Genomic DNA, 14,627 nt, shown 5'->3' on the forward strand with positions numbered 1-14,627 from the left:
ATCCTCATGTTCGAACCCGTGGTTGCCAATCTCATCACCTCCGCCGCCCGCATGGTCACCGGCGCCCGCAGCCTGTGGCTCGGCAGTTCGCCGCGACCGGTACAGCGGATCTACTTCGCCAACCACAGCAGCCACGGCGACTTCGTGCTGCTCTGGGCCTCGCTGCCGCCGGCGCTGCGCAAGCTGACCCGGCCCGTGGCGGGCTCCGACTACTGGCAGAAGAGCCCCTTGCGTCGCTACATCATCAACCGGGTGTTCAACGGTGTGCTGGTGGACCGCGAACGCAAGGACCCTTCCTACAACCCCTTGCAACCGATGCTCGAAGCCTTGGAAAACGGCGACTCGCTGATCATCTTCCCCGAGGGCACGCGCAACCCGGAAGAAGGCTTGCTGCCCTTCAAGAGCGGGATCTACCACCTGATGAAAAGCCACCCCGAGGTCGAGGTGATCCCGGTGTGGATCGCCAACCTCAACCGCGTCATGCCCAAGGGCCGAATGCTGCCGCTGCCGCTGTTGTGCACCACCAGTTTCGGTGCGCCACTGAGCATCGAAGAGGGTGAAAGCAAAGAGCAATTTCTTGAACGCAGCCGTGCCGCCCTGCTGGCACTGGCCCCGGAGCACGTCTGACATGGATCGATATACCGTGATGTTGTTCAGCGGGATTGGCGCCATCCTGGTGCTGGCTTCGCTGATCGGTTTCATTCTCAAGCTCAAGACCCGCGGCACGCCGAACTCGGTCATCGACAACCTCAACGCGCGGATCAACGCCTGGTGGATCATGGTGCTGGTGATCGGCGTCGCGTTCTGGCTCGGCAATGCGGCGGTGATCCTGTTGTTCTATGCCGTGTCGTTCTACGCCCTGCGCGAATTCCTCACCCTGACGCCGACCCGGCGCAGTGACTACCCAGCGCTGGTGGCCGCGTTCTACCTGGCGCTGCCGCTGCAATACCTGTTGATCTACTACGACTGGTACGGGCTGTTTTCGATCTTCATCCCGGTCTACGTGTTCCTGCTACTGCCGATCCTGGCGTCCCTGGGTGGCGACAGCACGCACTTTCTGGAGCGCGCTTCCAAGGTGCAGTGGGGGTTGATGATCGCGGTGTTCTGCATCTCGTTCGTGCCGGCGCTGCTGACCCTGGACATCGCCGGTTTCGAAGGCCGCAACCTGTTACTGATCGCGTACCTGGTGATCGTGGTGCAACTGTCGGACGTGCTGCAGTACGTGTGCGGCAAGCTGTTCGGCAAGCACAAGATCGCCCCCAACCTGTCCCCGTCGAAAACCGTCGAGGGCTTTGCCGGCGGGATCTTCCTGGCTTCGCTGATCGGTGGCGCGCTGTGGTGGATCACCCCGTTCAATCCCTGGCAGTCGTTCCTGATCGCGTTGCTGATCAACCTGCTGGGTTTTGCCGGCGGCATCGTCATGTCGGCGATCAAGCGCGACCGCGGCGTCAAGGACTGGGGCCACATGATCGAAGGCCACGGCGGCATGCTCGACCGGTTGGACTCGGTGTGTTTTGCCGCGCCGATCTTCTTTCACCTGGTGCGGTACTGGTGGACTTGAGCAATCTGTGAGAGCGGGCTTGCTCGCGAAGGCGGCGGTACAGTCAACATTGATGTTGCTTGTCACATCGTCTTCGCGAGCGAGCCCGCTCCCACAAAAGCTCCGTTGCACTTCACGCTGCGGCAATCAATCCAGAATCAGGTGCGGCAAGAACCGGCTGGAATCCTTGGTGATCAGGCTGTTGTCTTCGCGCACGCCAATGCCGGCCGCCTGGTCGCCGATGACCCAGGAGCCAATCAGCGTGTAGCTGTCGCCGAAGCGCGGCAGGGGCGCGAGCTGCTGGAGGATGAACGGTGCGTCGGTGTAGGGGCCGTCTTCCTTGACCACCAGGCCATCGGCCGTCTGCAGTTCAATGTTGGCGCCTTCCCGGGAAAAGAATGGCTTGCGCACCCAGCCCTTGGGCACAGGGGTGCCGGGGTTGGGGTCCAGGTGGGACTCGAGCAGGTTCGGGTGACCTTTGTTGAACTCCCACAACAGCGGCAGGATGCCCTTGTTGGAAATGATCGATTTCCAGGCCGGTTCGAAAAACTGCGTGTCACTCTGGGCGATCGCCGCGCCAAAAGGCTCGTGGAAGATGAATTCCCAGGCGTGCAGCTTGAACAGATGGGGAATCCAACGCTCCTGCAAGTCGACGAAACGGCCTTCACTGTTCAGGCCGATGTCTTCGATGTCGATCTGCCGCGACTCGATGCCGACGGCCTCCGCAATGAGGCGCAAGTAATCGGTGGTGCCCTTGTCCTCGACCGAATCCTTCATCGAGGCAAAGTAGAACGGCTGGGTGAGCTGCAATTGGGCAAACGCCTGGTGCAGCTTGGTGTCGATGCTGTTGAACTGGTCGACATGCTGGGGCAGCAGGCCGCGCTCGATGCATTGCTCCAGCCAGCCCCACTGGAACGCCGCCGCCTCGTAGAGGCTGGTCGGCGTGTCGTAGTTGAGCTCCAGCAGCTTGGCGGGGCCATTGCCGTTGTAGGAGAAATCCATGCGCCCATACAGGTGCGGATGGCCTTCGAGCCATGACGTGCGGACCATGTCGAAAAACGCCGGAGGAATGCTCAGGCGCTCCAGCATTTGCTCGCTCTGCACCACGCGGGCGACAAGGTCCATGCACATGTCATGGAGCTCGGTGGTGGGGTCTTCGAGGTCGTCCTCGATCTGTTTGAGCGTGAACTGGTAGTACGCGCTTTCGTCCCAGTAGGGTTCGCCGTCGATGGTGTGGAACAGAAAGCCGAGACGCTCGGCCGTCTGCTTCCAGTCATGCCGCTCGGCGCAATGGATCTTCTTCATGGCCTTCGCTCCTCAGCCGCCGGAGCTCGAACCGCCCCACCCGCTGCGGGCGCTGGCCTTGCTGCCGAAGCCGCCACGGGAGGTGGAGGACGCCACGGAAATCGGCTTGCTGGTGCGAATCGAATCGGTGTAGCCGCCGTAGCGCGCCTGGTTGGACTTGGTGAAGGTCGAGCCCCTGGAAACCCGCTGGGACAGGGTCGAGGACCCGTAGTCACCGCGATCATCGCGATAGCGGTAAACCGGCTCGGAGTAATAGCTGTTGCGGTTGCTGCTCAGCATGTTGCCGATCAACAGCCCGGTCAGCAGGTTGCTGAAGCCCGAGCCGCCCGTGTTCGCTTCCGAGGCCGGCAGTTGGGCCCTGGCCGCGTCCACCTGGGATTGGGTGACCTCGCCATCGGCGCTCAGCTCGAAACCGCCCAGCTTGGGGATGAACTTGCCGTTCGAGTCCAGCTGGCACCAGTCGGCGACGAAGTCGGCATCGCAATCGGCGCGGTTGTCGTACACCGGCGCAATGCGGCGATGCTCGGCCATGGCGTTCATGAAGGCGTCGGAACAGACATCCACCGGCAGCTTTTCATCGACACACTGTTGCACGGACTGGAAGTTGTATTTTTTCTGCAACTGGTAGGTTTTTTCCGTCGGCCCGCAACCGGATATCGCCATGGCGACCGATGCGGCCAGCGAAAGCTGAACGTACTTGCTTCGTTTCATCGCAGGCTCCTGGCGCAATCAGTTCGTGGAAGGCGTCATGCACGCGGCGTTCAACAGGCCGACGCTGATGGCCACCGCGGCGATGTAAATACCAGCGGCGATTTCGCCCTGCTTGATGCGCGCTGAAGCGCCCTTGAGCACCAGGCTGGTCACCAGGAAGGCCAGCAACTGGACGAACGCGGCTATCACTGCCCAGACGATGAAATCGAGCAAGCTGACCGAGTAGGCAATCACGTTGCTGGCCGGGATGGCGAAGCCGATGAGCGCGCCACCCAGGGCAATGGCGGCGGCCACGTTACCCGAGCGGATCAGTTCGAATTCCTTGTGCGGCGTGACGTGGATGTAGATGAACTGGAACAGCGCGAACAACACGGCGGCGCCGAGGATGTACAGAACGAAGCCGAACACGGCGGCTTTGTTCAGGGAAATGGAGAGTGCTTCAAACATGGACGTCTTCCTTATTCAAATGGTGTGCAGGTCTGTGGTGTACAGCGAAATGCCCAGCGAAGTACTCAGGCTGATCGTCCCTTCGGCGTCTTCCTCGACGGAGAACAACAGGAACTCGCGACGATCCGTCAGACCGGTGTCGCGGGCGTACAGCATCGAACGGTGCTCGACGGTGTAGGACTCATCCGGGTTGCTCACGCGTTCGCTCAACGCCACCAGCTCGGTCTGGCCGTCCTCGGTGCCCCATTCGCGGGTGTATTCGACGCCGTCATGGGTGTAAGTCGGCAGGCCGATCAAACTCTGGGGGCCGGCCAACCGACGCAGCTCGGCTTCGCTGTTAACCGTGACGTAGCTTACGTAGTTGAACAGGATCACCGATTCGACCTGCCCATCCACCGCGCCACTGGTGTGCACTTGCAGCCAGTAGTCTTCGTCGTTCATATAGAAACGCGCCAGCCAGTTCGACTGACCCAGGTCGACGACGCTCATGCTCCAGATTTCCTGGGCGCCTGGGATGATCACGGCGCTGTTGCCGTCGAGCAGCAACTTCAGCGTGCTGTCGAACATCACGCCCTTGCCGCAGGCCAACCCCAGCGGCCCGTTGGCAGGCAGGGCCGCGCTTGTGGTGTTGCTGTTCGCGTTCGGGGCTTCGAGCCCCATCAACTGTTTAAACCATCCCATTGGAGATGTCCTTGAGACGTGTGGAAGCAATGTAGAAGAGTTCGCCACCCTCGACGCGCGTGGCGCCGGGCGGGTTGATCGACGGGTGCTGGGCACCGATGGCGCGGTAACCGATCAGCGTAGCGTTATGTTGCTCTTTCATCCGCGTGTACAGCTCGCCGAACGTGGTTTCGAAACGTTCGGGCAGTTTCATCAGGTACTGGGTGGCGCCCTGGCCCACGCACAGCAACTCGTTGATGATCACGGACGAGCCCGGGTCCTGGGAGGCGCGCACCAGCATTTCAATCGCCATGCTCGACGTGCATTCCAGGCTGGGCGCGTAGGCGCTGGCGAGGGCGGCGATTTCGCTGTCGTTGAAGTGGGCGACCACATGCCCGGCCGGGCCGAGCTGGTTGACCGCCAGCACCGTGGCGAGGGTCAGGTCGTCGGAGTGGGTGCGGACCAGGACGCGCTCGGCACCGGGCACGCCGGCGCGCCGCAACAGTGCGACGGAGGACAGGCTATCGCCCTTGATGAAGGACGCCTGGCCGGGCATGGGGTTTTCTTCGAGGTCGCAGTCGCAAATGACGATCAGGTTGTCGTTGGACGTTTCGTCCTGCAGCAGCAACTCAATGACCCGCTCGCTGGAGGCCCCTTCCCAGCCGATGAGAACGGTGTGTCCGACGGTACCGGTGAAATCGCCCTTGCCCTTCATGCCTTTTCTCCATACATCGATGACGCTGCTGGTGGTCTTGCCGATGGCCGCCGTCAGCAGCGCGATGCCGCCGAGCATGACCCAGGTCGCAACGAAAATCCGCCCCGCCGCGGTCTGTGGCGACAGGTCGCCGTAGCCGACGGTGAGCGTGGTGGTGAGATAGAAATAGATAAACGTGGCGGCGGCGATCAGGTGCTGCTCGCCCAGCAACACCAGGCCGATCCAGGCCGTGGCCAGGTGCACGCCCACGGCCATGACCAGGCCGGCCCAGCCGAAGCGCTGGAAGAACGACGATGCGTAGGCACGCAATAAAAGGAAAATCGACATCGTGTCCCTGACTCCGTGGGGCTGATTCCTGGCGACGTCATCGCGCTGGCGGGTGAATGCCTGAGCGTAGTGACCGGACAGCATTAAACCTGTTGCGAAGCGTGGATAAAAGTACCTGCGTCACAATTACATCCAGGAGCGCCGGACAAGATTGTGGCGAGGGAGCTGGCTCCCGCTGGGGCGCGAAGCGGCCCCAAAGAATGGGACTGCTGCGCAGTCCAGCGGGAGCAAGCTCCCTCGCCACAGGTTTTGTGCTCGGCCTGCCTTGGTTGTTCAGCCCGAACAGATTACTCCGCCGATTTTTTCTTCAGGCGTTCCAGGATCGCATTGGCGCTGCCTTCGTTCGGCGTGATGCCGGCCTCGCGCAGCTTGCGCTCCAGGTCGGTGCCAGTGGAGGCATCGGCCAGTTCGTCCTGGGCTTGCAGCTCAGCCGCACGCTGCTGCTGCTTGGCTTGCAGGCGATTCAACGTGCCGACGGCGGTTTCCAGCTTGCCGTTGGCACCGCCGCTGGCGATGGAGGCGCTGACCTGGGCCTTCTGCACGCTTTCCCGGGCCTTGGCCATGTCCACTTGCTGGCGCAGGCTCTTGATCCGGCTTTCGGCCTTTGTGATGTCCTTGCGCATGTTCTCGGCATAGCCACCGAATTCGGCCGCCTGCTTCTGCTCGACGTCCAGTTCGTTGGTCAGGGTCGAAATGGCCTCGGCCACTTCCAGCGCCAGGTCTTCACGGTTGGCCTGGATCGCGGCCAGGGCCTTGGACTCCAGGTCCTTGATCTTGGCGTTGTATTCGCCGACACGGTCGGTCGCCAGCTTGTGCTTGGCCATGATGGTGACCAGCTCGCGCCGGGCGTTGGCCAGCGCGGTGTCGGCGTCGCGGATTTCCTGATCGAGGATGCGCAGGGCCTGTTGATCGACGATCGCTTCGCCGACTTCGCTGGCACCGCCACGCAGCGCGGTGAACAATTTGCTCCAGATGGACTGAGTCATTGGATAGGTTCCTGTCGGCGAATTAGATGAAGAAGCGTTCGAAGGCTTCGCTGGCACGCTGGACGTTGTCGACCAGGGTCTTGACCTCGGTGACGACGTTGGTCAGGTTGGACCCTGCGCTCAGCGCACCAAACATGTTGTAGACGACTTGCCCGTTGGGCATGGTCTCGATGCCGATCGAGGACAGCGGGAACATTTCCCGACTGCGCAGGACGGCGTCGTTGAAGGCCGTTACGTCGTTGATCGACTCGATGTCCACCAGGACGGTATCGACGATGATCTGGTCGCCCACCACCGCAATGTAGATGGGCAGGCCCCCGAAGTCGTTCATCTCCAGCTTGATGCTGGACTCGGAGCCTTGGACGAGGGAGAGGGTGATTTCATTGGCAACCACTTCATCCAGTGCCTGCAAGGCGCTGTAGAGGCGATCGATGTTCCAGTTGTTACCTGCGCTCATGTAATCCTCCGTCATGATTGAGCCCGCCAGAATCGGCTGGCGTAGCTGTTTCTCCATCTGCTTGAGCAGGCTCCGGTTTTCCGGAAGCACCCAAGTTTCATGTTTCACATACCCGGCGGCACTCAGGCCCGCGCGCATCTGCTTCATGTAGAAGCTCGACGGTTTTTTCGCGGCAGGCTTGGAGCGCTCTGCGTCGCGGCTCGCCGAATCTGCTGGAGAGCTGTTTGGCATGGTGCTGACCCCACTGTGAAAAACTCACGCGTGAGAAACACTACAGGTAACGTTCACAACCCTCAATAGCTCACGCGTGAGATTTTTCACACCTGCGCACAGCCATTGAAACACCCTGTGGGAGCGAGTTTGCTCGCGAAGGCGTCAGGCCAACCAACGCCTTGGCAGCTGTTGCACCGCTTTCGCGAGCAAGCCCGCTCCCACAAGGAGGCCCTACGGATAACTGAAACTCTTGACCAACGTCAGCTCGCCCACCGCCCTCATCGGCACCACGAAGGTCTCGATTTTTTCGCTCGGCGTGCCTTCCTCGGTGATCACCGTCACCTGCGCGGTGGTCAGGGCTTGCACCGCTTCGGTGCCGCCGCTTTCCCCGCCCTCTTCACCTTCGTTCTCGTCGGCGATATCACGGTAACCGCCGCCGTAGTAGTTCACGTACACCAGGTACTGGCCCTTGATCGGTGCAGGCATCGAGAAGATTTCCGGGCCATAGCCGGTGGTGACGTCGACGTCGAGGGCCGCGCCATTGGGGGCCACGCGGTCGCCGTACCAGATGTGCGCTCCGTCGGGCGTGACGAGGTGCAGGTCCAGGTCGGTGCCGTCGCTGTCCCAGGTCAACAGCACCCGCAACTTGGCCGGGCTGGCGCCGCCGCTGGTGTGGAGAAACTGCGTGCGATGGCGATGTTGGCCATCGGGGCTGCGCACTTCGACGCTGTTGCTGCCATTGGGGAAGGAGAACGGCCGGTCGAAACGGCCTTCAGGGTCGAGCTTGAGCGGCATGCTCACGCCGTTGACGATGAGCTTGCCCGGCTCGCGCTCGCCCTTGGGCGCTGCGGCGATCTGGCCGGTGATGCGCGCGGTGGCGGCCTGCCCCTGGGGCGTATTGACCGACGAGGCCGGGTAGTTGACGACCTGGCTGTAGTTTTCGCCATCACCGCCCGGCGCGCCGCTGCGCCAGCCGCCGATCGGGGTATCGAGCTTGACGGGGTCGGCGGCGTAGGTCGATGGCAACGCGGTCAGGGCGCAGAGCAACAGCAAGACCTGTGGATAACGGAGTGTCATGGTCTATTCCAGCAAGAGGTGACGGGCGAGCCCTTCGATATAGTCTTCGTCCTGGCCGTTGGGATGTGCTTCAAAGGCCAGGTGCAGGTATTCATGTGTCAGGTCGAGGCGGTCTTGCAGCGACAGCACGCCGCGCACGTAGATGCGCTGGCGCTCGCGGTCGACATAAGGCCGGCCGAAGGCAACGCGGCAGACGGCGAAGGTGCTGATCTCGTTGTAGCCGACTTCGCTTTCCAGGCGCGAACGCCAGCCCCGCCGCTGCTTCAGCAGCCAGTCCTGGGCCGCGGGCAGCGCCTCGCAGGACGCCACCGGATTGTCCCAGCGGCTGAGGCTGGCGCGGGGGTAGGCGTGCAACAGGATGGCGTCGTAGCGCTGGCCGGCGTTGGCTTGCTCCACCGCTTGCAGCCAGGACAATTTGTCCGGGCCGGCCTGGTCGGAGTGATAGGTCACGTCGGTGCCGGCCAGCACCAGGTCGCTAGTCCAGGCTGCGATGGCCCGGGTTTCGGGGGCGGCCGGGCGAGGCGCGACACGCTGGCGGTGGCTGCTGTCGTCAATGCTCAGGCAGTCGCCATGGCGCTGGGCGTTCTGCAGCAGGTAGGTGCGGATCGCCACGGCCAGCGCCTTGGCGGCCTCGGCGGGTTCGGCCTTGGCTTCGCGTTGCAGGACCCGGGCGACGTACTCCTCCCGATCCAGTCGCGCGACCAGCTTGCCGGGCGTCAGGAACAGTTCGCCATCGCTGTGGATATCCAGTTGGTTGCCGTTGACGAACTCGACCCGGTAATCACCTCGCAGTTGCCCCGGTGTGGCCGGACGGTCGCCGGACAGCACCCGCTGCAATGGATAGCGGGCAAACAAGCCCACCTCCACGCAGCGCCCGGTTTCCGCCGGCCAGCGGGACGGCAGCGCCGCCGCCAAACCCCCGCCATAGACCTTCAGGACCTGCTGGCTGGTGCCACGCCCACCGGCCCAGACGGGCGTGCCGTCCACCAGCCAACCGGCGAAACCGCCCTGGCGCGATGCAGGGCCTTGGTCGCCCAGCCAGCTCCAGGTCTTGACCCGCAAGCGACTGCCCAACTCGCCCACCAACCGGCCGTCCGCCGCATTGAGCACCACGTCCAGCAGCACCCGGCGCGCCTGATCCTGGGCCGGCAAGGAAGCCAGGGCCTTGAGCAGCTCGGCGACCGGCACTTGGGTCTGGGGTTGCAGGGTCGGCAGGTCCAGCAGCCAGGCCGGTGCCTGGCGGGTTTGCCAGTAGTCACGCCAGCTGGCCGCCGAGAGCCCGAGCCGCTGCGGCTCGAAGTACAAGCCGCAAGACTTCACCAGGGCCTGGTCGCGGCCGATGCTCTGCCCGGCATTGCAGCAATAGACTTCTTCCTTCGATTCACCGCGACAGGCATAGGCCGGCTCGCGAGCATCGGTGTCCACCAGCCAGGCGTAGACGAATAGTTTCCACAGGCTGCCCAACGGTGCCTGCAAGGTGTCGGGCAGCGGCTGGCGATCCAGCACCTGCGCCGGGCTCACCCGCAGCAGTTGGCCGTCGAAGGCCAGGCGCAGCGGCTCGTCCTGCGCCGTTGCCAGCGCAGGAATCAGGCACAACAGACACCAGGCCAGCCGCCTGCGCATGTCAGTTGACCGTGACCTGACCGAGCGCCGGTTTCTGTTCCCGCGCCTGATTCTGCGGCGCGTAGACCTGGGTGAAGCGCACCGGCGGCAGGTTGAACTGGCCCTTCTGGGAGAAGCGCACCAGATGACGCAAGCGCAACTCGCCACTGAGGGCATCCACCGGCACCGCGTAGGCCATCTGGCCCGGCTCGAAGCGCGCCTTTTCCAGGGCCGTCGGTTCGCTGTCGGCCTTGCCCACCAATTGGATGCCCCACGTGGTGCGCTCCACATCGGCGCCCGGCGGCAGCGGCACTTCGAGCATGCCGTAGCGCAGCGGCGTCGGCGCCTTGCTGTTGATGATCACTTCGTCCAGGTACAGGCTGTCGCTGGACAACGGTTTGTTGCCCACCGGTTCGAGCTTGAAGGTGAACGCTTCGTCGCCCGGCACCAGGCGTGACAGGCGACGGGTGATCGAGACGGCCATCGATGCCACGGGCGGTTGCTGGCTCTGGAAGCTCAGGGCTGCTTGCAGCGGACGTTCCTGGGCACCGTTGAGGGCCAGCGAGGTCGGAACCTGCGCGCCCTGCCATTGCCAGTAGGTTTCACCGGTGGCGCCTTGTCGGGCTTTCCAACCGTCACCCGGCGTCAGCGTGACCGCCGGCGCAGCTTGTTCGATGCTGCGTTGCAGCCAGCTCAAAACCAGGGCCCGCTCCAGGGTCGACTGTTGTGGCAGCACTCGCTCCAGCAAAGCCTTGGCGCGAGCAGGGTCAAAGGCTTGCAGCGACAGCACCAGTGCCTCGGCAAACGGTGCGGAACTGACCGCCAGTTGCTGCTGCGCAGCGTCCACCTGGCGATTGAACGCCTCTGGCAACGGCATTTTCAGCTGCCTGGCCAGGGACGCGGCCAAGACGCGGGCGCTCGCCAGGCCCAGGGCCGAATCCGGCGCGTTCATGACCAGGCTGTCTTCACCGCCGTCCATCACGCTGTCGGCACCCGCGCCACGGGCCTTGGCCAGGTCGTCCATCAGGCCGCTGAGCAAGGTGTTCACCGGCAGTTGCATCTGCTTGGCGAACGACAGGATCAGCGCCCGCTGCAACAGCGGCGTATCACCGGCCTGCTTGGCGTAGACCTCCAGCACGCGCTGCCAGTGTTCCGGCGGCAGGCTGATGTCCAGGGCCTTGCTGGCGTACCAGTCGGCGTAATAGGCATAAGCGGTCAGGAATGCATCCGGCTCACCGTCCTGGCCCCACCAGGTGAAGCTCGCCGACGGCCCGGCCATCTGCACCAGGCGCAGGCGACTGTTTTGCATGATCAGGCGCAAGCGGTCACGGGTCTGGGGGCTCGACGCCAGGCTCGGGTACGCGATGCTCAACGGCAGCAATTGGCTGGCCGTCTGTTCGACGCCGCCATAGGGGTAGCCCAGCAGATCGTCCAGGGCCGACCGGAACAGCGCTTGCGGACTGTCGTCCAGGCGCAGGCGGATATCGCTGGCGTCGGCCGGCAGGTTCAGCGGGGTATCGCCGCCCGCCACATCGACGCGCTGGCCCTGGGTCACTTGCCAACCGCTGCCACTGGCGTTCAGGTTCACGGCCAGGGCGTCCTGCGTCTCGCCGTTCAATTGCAATTGGACACTCAGGTCGCCGTTGCTCAGTTCCATGGCCGGCAGCGCCACGTAGTTGATGCCTTTCTTCAGTTCCGCCACCAGCCGTTGTTCAGCGCCGGCGTAACGGATCAACAACTCGGCCTTCAACGGTTTCTCCGACTGACTGAAGGCGAACAGGCCCAATTGCGGCTTGTCGCCCGCGCGGAAGCGGGTCGGGCCGCTCCACTTCAGGTACAGAGGTTTTTCCGAAGCGATGAATTGTTTCTTCTGGCCCACCTGGCCATCGTCGGCGATGGCCCGGGCAGTGATGCGCCAGCGGGTCAGGGAGTCCGGCATCTTGAAGGTGAAACGGGCCTTGCCGCTGGCATCGGTGACCAGCTCCGGCTGCCAGGCAGCGGTGTCGACGTCTTCACGACGCGGGCGCTCCAGCACCTTGACGCCACGCTCGCTGCGGTTGGCCTTGCCCGGTGCGCCTGGGCTGCCCGGCAATGCCACGTCGTAGCTGATGAACGACAGGCTGGCGCTGGTGCGCACGTTGTTGCGCCGCGGGTGGTAGAAGAACTGGTCGATGGTCGGCGCCACTTCCGGCTGCAGGGCGTAGACCATTTCGTCCACCACGCTGACCGTCAGGTGCGCCGGGATCGCCTTGCCGGCGAACTGGGTGCTCAGGTCAACGGTGACCGTATCGCCCGGCCGGTAGCTGGCCTTGTCGGTGACGACGGCGACGTCGATCTGCGGCGTGACCACCTTCAGACCGGCGTTCTGGAAGCTGTACTGGCCACCCTTGGTGTAGAGCACCGAGAACGTCATGTTCGGCGCAAAGGCGTCCTTGACCGGGATGCGCGCGCGATACTGGGTCTCGCTGAGCTTTTCCATCTTCAGCCAGTCGCCGCCCTTGGACAGCAGCGCCGTGGCCTCGACCTTGTCACGTTCCAGGGACAGCAGCGCATCGCTGACCGGCTCAGGGAACGTGATCAATGCCAGGGCTTCGTCGCCGGTCTTGTACTCGGCTTTATCGAGGACGATCTCGACAGTGCCCGGCACGGCCTTGATGCCGTCGCCCGTCACCGCATGGGCGGTGGCGCCGATGACCCGGCCGTGTTCGTCCTTGAGGGTCAGGTTGTAGGTACCGGGCCGGTCGAAGGTCAGGCTGAAGCCTTTGTCCTTGGCCGTCAGCTTGCCGTCGCCGGTGCTCTGGTCTTCCAGGCGCACCCAGGCGTAGCTGCCCGGTGTCACGGCTTTGCTTTGCTCGCTGCCACCTACGTTGGCGTAGCTGAACGCGACCTTCTCGCCGACCGCACTGAAACGCTGGCGGGCGCCCAGGCTGAAGTTCGCCGCGCCGCGGTCGATCAGGATTTCCTTGGTGGTCTTGACCCGATACGCCGCGCCATCGCTGGCGAATACGGTGAGGGTGTAGCGGCTCGGCTTGTCGGCGGCCGGCAGGTCGAGGGTCGCGTTGCCCTTGTCATCGGTGGTCACTTCGCTGCTGGTCAGTTCTACCGGGAATTGCCCCAGGTATTGCAGCTCGTTGTCCACCATCGACAGTTGCTGGGCGCGCAGGCTCAGACTGACCTTGGCATTGACCACCGGCTTGCCATCCGGGTACAGCAACACGAGGTTGCCCTTGACCGGTTCGCCCGTGCGGTAGTCCTGCTTGGCCAGGTTCAGGGCGATCTCGAAGTGCGGCTTGATGTATTCGGCCACACGGAAGGCGCTGCTGTAGAGCTGGTCCTTGTAGCTGAAGCGCAGCTCATAACCACCGGCGACGGCGTTTTCCGGCAGTTGGAAGCGGCCTTGGGTCCCGGCCTTGGAATCGAGCTTCAGGGCCAGGGTCTGCAAGGCGGTGCCGGTGGCATCCAGCACGCTGACGTTGACGTCGGCGGCCGTCGGCTGCACCGAATCACGGGCGTTCTTGAACTCACGACCGACGATCTTCAGCGACACCCAATCCCCCGGGCGGTACAGCGGCCGGTCCGTGAAGGCGTAGAGCTTGGTGTCGTAGATTTCGCTGTCGTAGTAGAAGTTTTCCGAAACGAAGACCCCGCCCTCCTCGTCCTCGCCAATGACGAACGAACGCTCCGGGCTCACGTGCTTGAGGCGCAGCAAGCCATCCTCGTCGGTGGCACCGCTGCTCATCACGCCCAGGCCGTCGGTCCACAGCACGTTGACCTTGGGCACCGAGCGCCCTTCATGCTTGCGCGCGGCCCAGACCAGCAGTTCGTCGCCGGCGATCTTGCTCACCGCCACGGTGTTGGAAACGAAGACCATGGTGGTGGCCCGGTACTTGCCGATCAGCGCTTCCACCAGGTACAGGCCTGGTTTCAATTGGCCCAGCGGCACGTAGACGTTGCCCGGGGCGACGCTGACGAACTCACTGGACGAGCCTGCCAGGTTGACCCCGGCAGGCGGCTGGATCGGCTTGGCTTGCCACAGCGGGTAACGGAACTGGCTGACCACCGGCAGTCCCGGGATCAAGGCAAACTGGGCCGGTGCGTCGTACGGCGTCGGCGCGACCAGGGCGTCGCCGATCTTCAGCTCCGGCACTTCTTCGGTCACTTGCTGGCGAGACTCGTAGGAGAACGCCCGCTGCATCACCCGGCGAGACTTGCGATACCAGTTGTCCCACAGGTACGCGAGGGTGTTCGACAAGCCTTCGCCCTTGAACTGACCATCACTGACCACGCGGTGCAGGTTTTTCTGGCGCTTGAGGAAATCCAGCGGCTTGTCGATGCGATAGACGCGGATGTCGGCACCGCCATAGGGCTCCATGCGGAACCGGCGGTAGTCGCGGCCCGGCGCTTCGAGGCGAACCATGGCCTGTTCGTCGCTGGCGAAACTGCTGTCGGCCAGCAGGAAGAAGCTCTCGCCGGACACGGGCGTGTAGCCGCTGGGCTCCACCGTGTCTTCGGCGTTGACGACAGGTGCCAGCAACAAGGCAAACAACAGGGGTAGTTTCGAACACAAGCGCAGCATGCGGGCACCGG

General features: G+C 63.6%; 12 protein-coding genes. 2 read left to right on the forward strand and 10 right to left on the reverse strand.

The features are described from left to right. Window positions 1–6 precede the first annotated feature (6 nt). The gene (locus VM99_08500) at window positions 7–627 is read left to right on the forward strand and encodes an acyl-phosphate glycerol 3-phosphate acyltransferase (GenBank protein ID AKJ98098.1); all 621 of its coding nucleotides are present in this window, start codon (window positions 7–9) and stop codon (window positions 625–627) included. A gap of 1 nt (window position 628) precedes the next feature. Continuing rightward, complete coding sequence (locus VM99_08505) at window positions 629–1,561, forward strand: phosphatidate cytidylyltransferase (protein ID AKJ98099.1); 933 nt, start codon at window positions 629–631, stop codon at window positions 1,559–1,561. A gap of 126 nt (window positions 1,562–1,687) precedes the next feature. Here VM99_08505 and VM99_08510 read toward each other — a convergent pair whose 3' ends face one another. The 10 genes from VM99_08510 to VM99_08555 form a co-directional block, all read right to left on the reverse strand. Next, window positions 1,688–2,845 carry a hypothetical protein gene (locus VM99_08510; protein AKJ98100.1) on the reverse strand — a complete coding sequence of 386 codons (1,158 nt, stop codon included), beginning with the start codon at window positions 2,843–2,845 and terminating at the stop codon, window positions 1,688–1,690. 12 nt (window positions 2,846–2,857) lie between these two features. Next, a complete protein-coding gene (locus VM99_08515; GenBank protein AKJ98101.1) occupies window positions 2,858–3,556 on the reverse strand; it encodes an integral membrane protein in 699 nt (232 codons plus the stop codon). Between the two features lie 18 nt (window positions 3,557–3,574). Next, entirely contained in the window at window positions 3,575–4,003 is a 429-nt protein-coding gene (locus VM99_08520) for a membrane protein (GenBank protein AKJ98102.1), read from the reverse strand. A gap of 15 nt (window positions 4,004–4,018) precedes the next feature. Beyond that, a complete protein-coding gene (locus tag VM99_08525; GenBank protein ID AKJ98103.1) occupies window positions 4,019–4,684 on the reverse strand; it encodes a hypothetical protein in 666 nt (221 codons plus the stop codon). Next, window positions 4,671–5,705: a potassium channel protein gene (locus tag VM99_08530; protein ID AKJ98104.1), complete on the reverse strand. Its 1,035-nt coding sequence runs from the start codon at window positions 5,703–5,705 to the stop codon at window positions 4,671–4,673. The genes VM99_08525 and VM99_08530 overlap by 14 nt, the downstream gene beginning before the upstream one ends. 287 nt (window positions 5,706–5,992) lie before the next feature. Then, window positions 5,993–6,691, reverse strand: a complete 699-nt coding sequence (locus tag VM99_08535) for a phage shock protein A (IM30), suppresses sigma54-dependent transcription (GenBank protein AKJ98105.1) — start codon at window positions 6,689–6,691, stop codon at window positions 5,993–5,995. A 22-nt stretch (window positions 6,692–6,713) separates the two neighbouring features. Then, a complete protein-coding gene (locus tag VM99_08540; protein ID AKJ98106.1) occupies window positions 6,714–7,379 on the reverse strand; it encodes a hypothetical protein in 666 nt (221 codons plus the stop codon). A gap of 213 nt (window positions 7,380–7,592) precedes the next feature. Beyond that, complete coding sequence (locus tag VM99_08545; protein ID AKJ98107.1) at window positions 7,593–8,438, reverse strand: signal peptide protein; 846 nt, start codon at window positions 8,436–8,438, stop codon at window positions 7,593–7,595. A gap of 3 nt (window positions 8,439–8,441) precedes the next feature. After that, entirely contained in the window at window positions 8,442–10,061 is a 1,620-nt protein-coding gene (locus tag VM99_08550) for a hypothetical protein (GenBank protein AKJ98108.1), read from the reverse strand. Window position 10,062: 1 nt separating this feature from the next. After that, entirely contained in the window at window positions 10,063–14,616 is a 4,554-nt protein-coding gene (locus VM99_08555) for a hypothetical protein (protein AKJ98109.1), read from the reverse strand. Window positions 14,617–14,627 lie beyond the last annotated feature (11 nt).

This window comes from Pseudomonas chlororaphis, from assembly GCA_001023535.1.
Taxonomy (GTDB): domain Bacteria; phylum Pseudomonadota; class Gammaproteobacteria; order Pseudomonadales; family Pseudomonadaceae; genus Aquipseudomonas; species Aquipseudomonas chlororaphis_E.

Bases quoted from the DNA above. Each gene is read 5' to 3' on its own strand.
- VM99_08500 (AKJ98098.1), top strand. From the start codon at position 7: ATGTTCGAACCCGTGGTTGCCAATCTCATCACCTCCGCCGCCCGCATG.
- VM99_08505 (AKJ98099.1), top strand. From the start codon at position 629: ATGGATCGATATACCGTGATGTTGTTCAGCGGGATTGGCGCCATCCTG.
- VM99_08510 (AKJ98100.1), bottom strand. From the start codon at position 2,845: ATGAAGAAGATCCATTGCGCCGAGCGGCATGACTGGAAGCAGACGGCC.
- VM99_08515 (AKJ98101.1), bottom strand. From the start codon at position 3,556: ATGAAACGAAGCAAGTACGTTCAGCTTTCGCTGGCCGCATCGGTCGCC.
- VM99_08520 (AKJ98102.1), bottom strand. From the start codon at position 4,003: ATGTTTGAAGCACTCTCCATTTCCCTGAACAAAGCCGCCGTGTTCGGC.
- VM99_08525 (AKJ98103.1), bottom strand. From the start codon at position 4,684: ATGGGATGGTTTAAACAGTTGATGGGGCTCGAAGCCCCGAACGCGAAC.
- VM99_08530 (AKJ98104.1), bottom strand. From the start codon at position 5,705: ATGTCGATTTTCCTTTTATTGCGTGCCTACGCATCGTCGTTCTTCCAG.
- VM99_08535 (AKJ98105.1), bottom strand. From the start codon at position 6,691: ATGACTCAGTCCATCTGGAGCAAATTGTTCACCGCGCTGCGTGGCGGT.
- VM99_08540 (AKJ98106.1), bottom strand. From the start codon at position 7,379: ATGCCAAACAGCTCTCCAGCAGATTCGGCGAGCCGCGACGCAGAGCGC.
- VM99_08545 (AKJ98107.1), bottom strand. From the start codon at position 8,438: ATGACACTCCGTTATCCACAGGTCTTGCTGTTGCTCTGCGCCCTGACC.
- VM99_08550 (AKJ98108.1), bottom strand. From the start codon at position 10,061: ATGCGCAGGCGGCTGGCCTGGTGTCTGTTGTGCCTGATTCCTGCGCTG.
- VM99_08555 (AKJ98109.1), bottom strand. From the start codon at position 14,616: ATGCTGCGCTTGTGTTCGAAACTACCCCTGTTGTTTGCCTTGTTGCTG.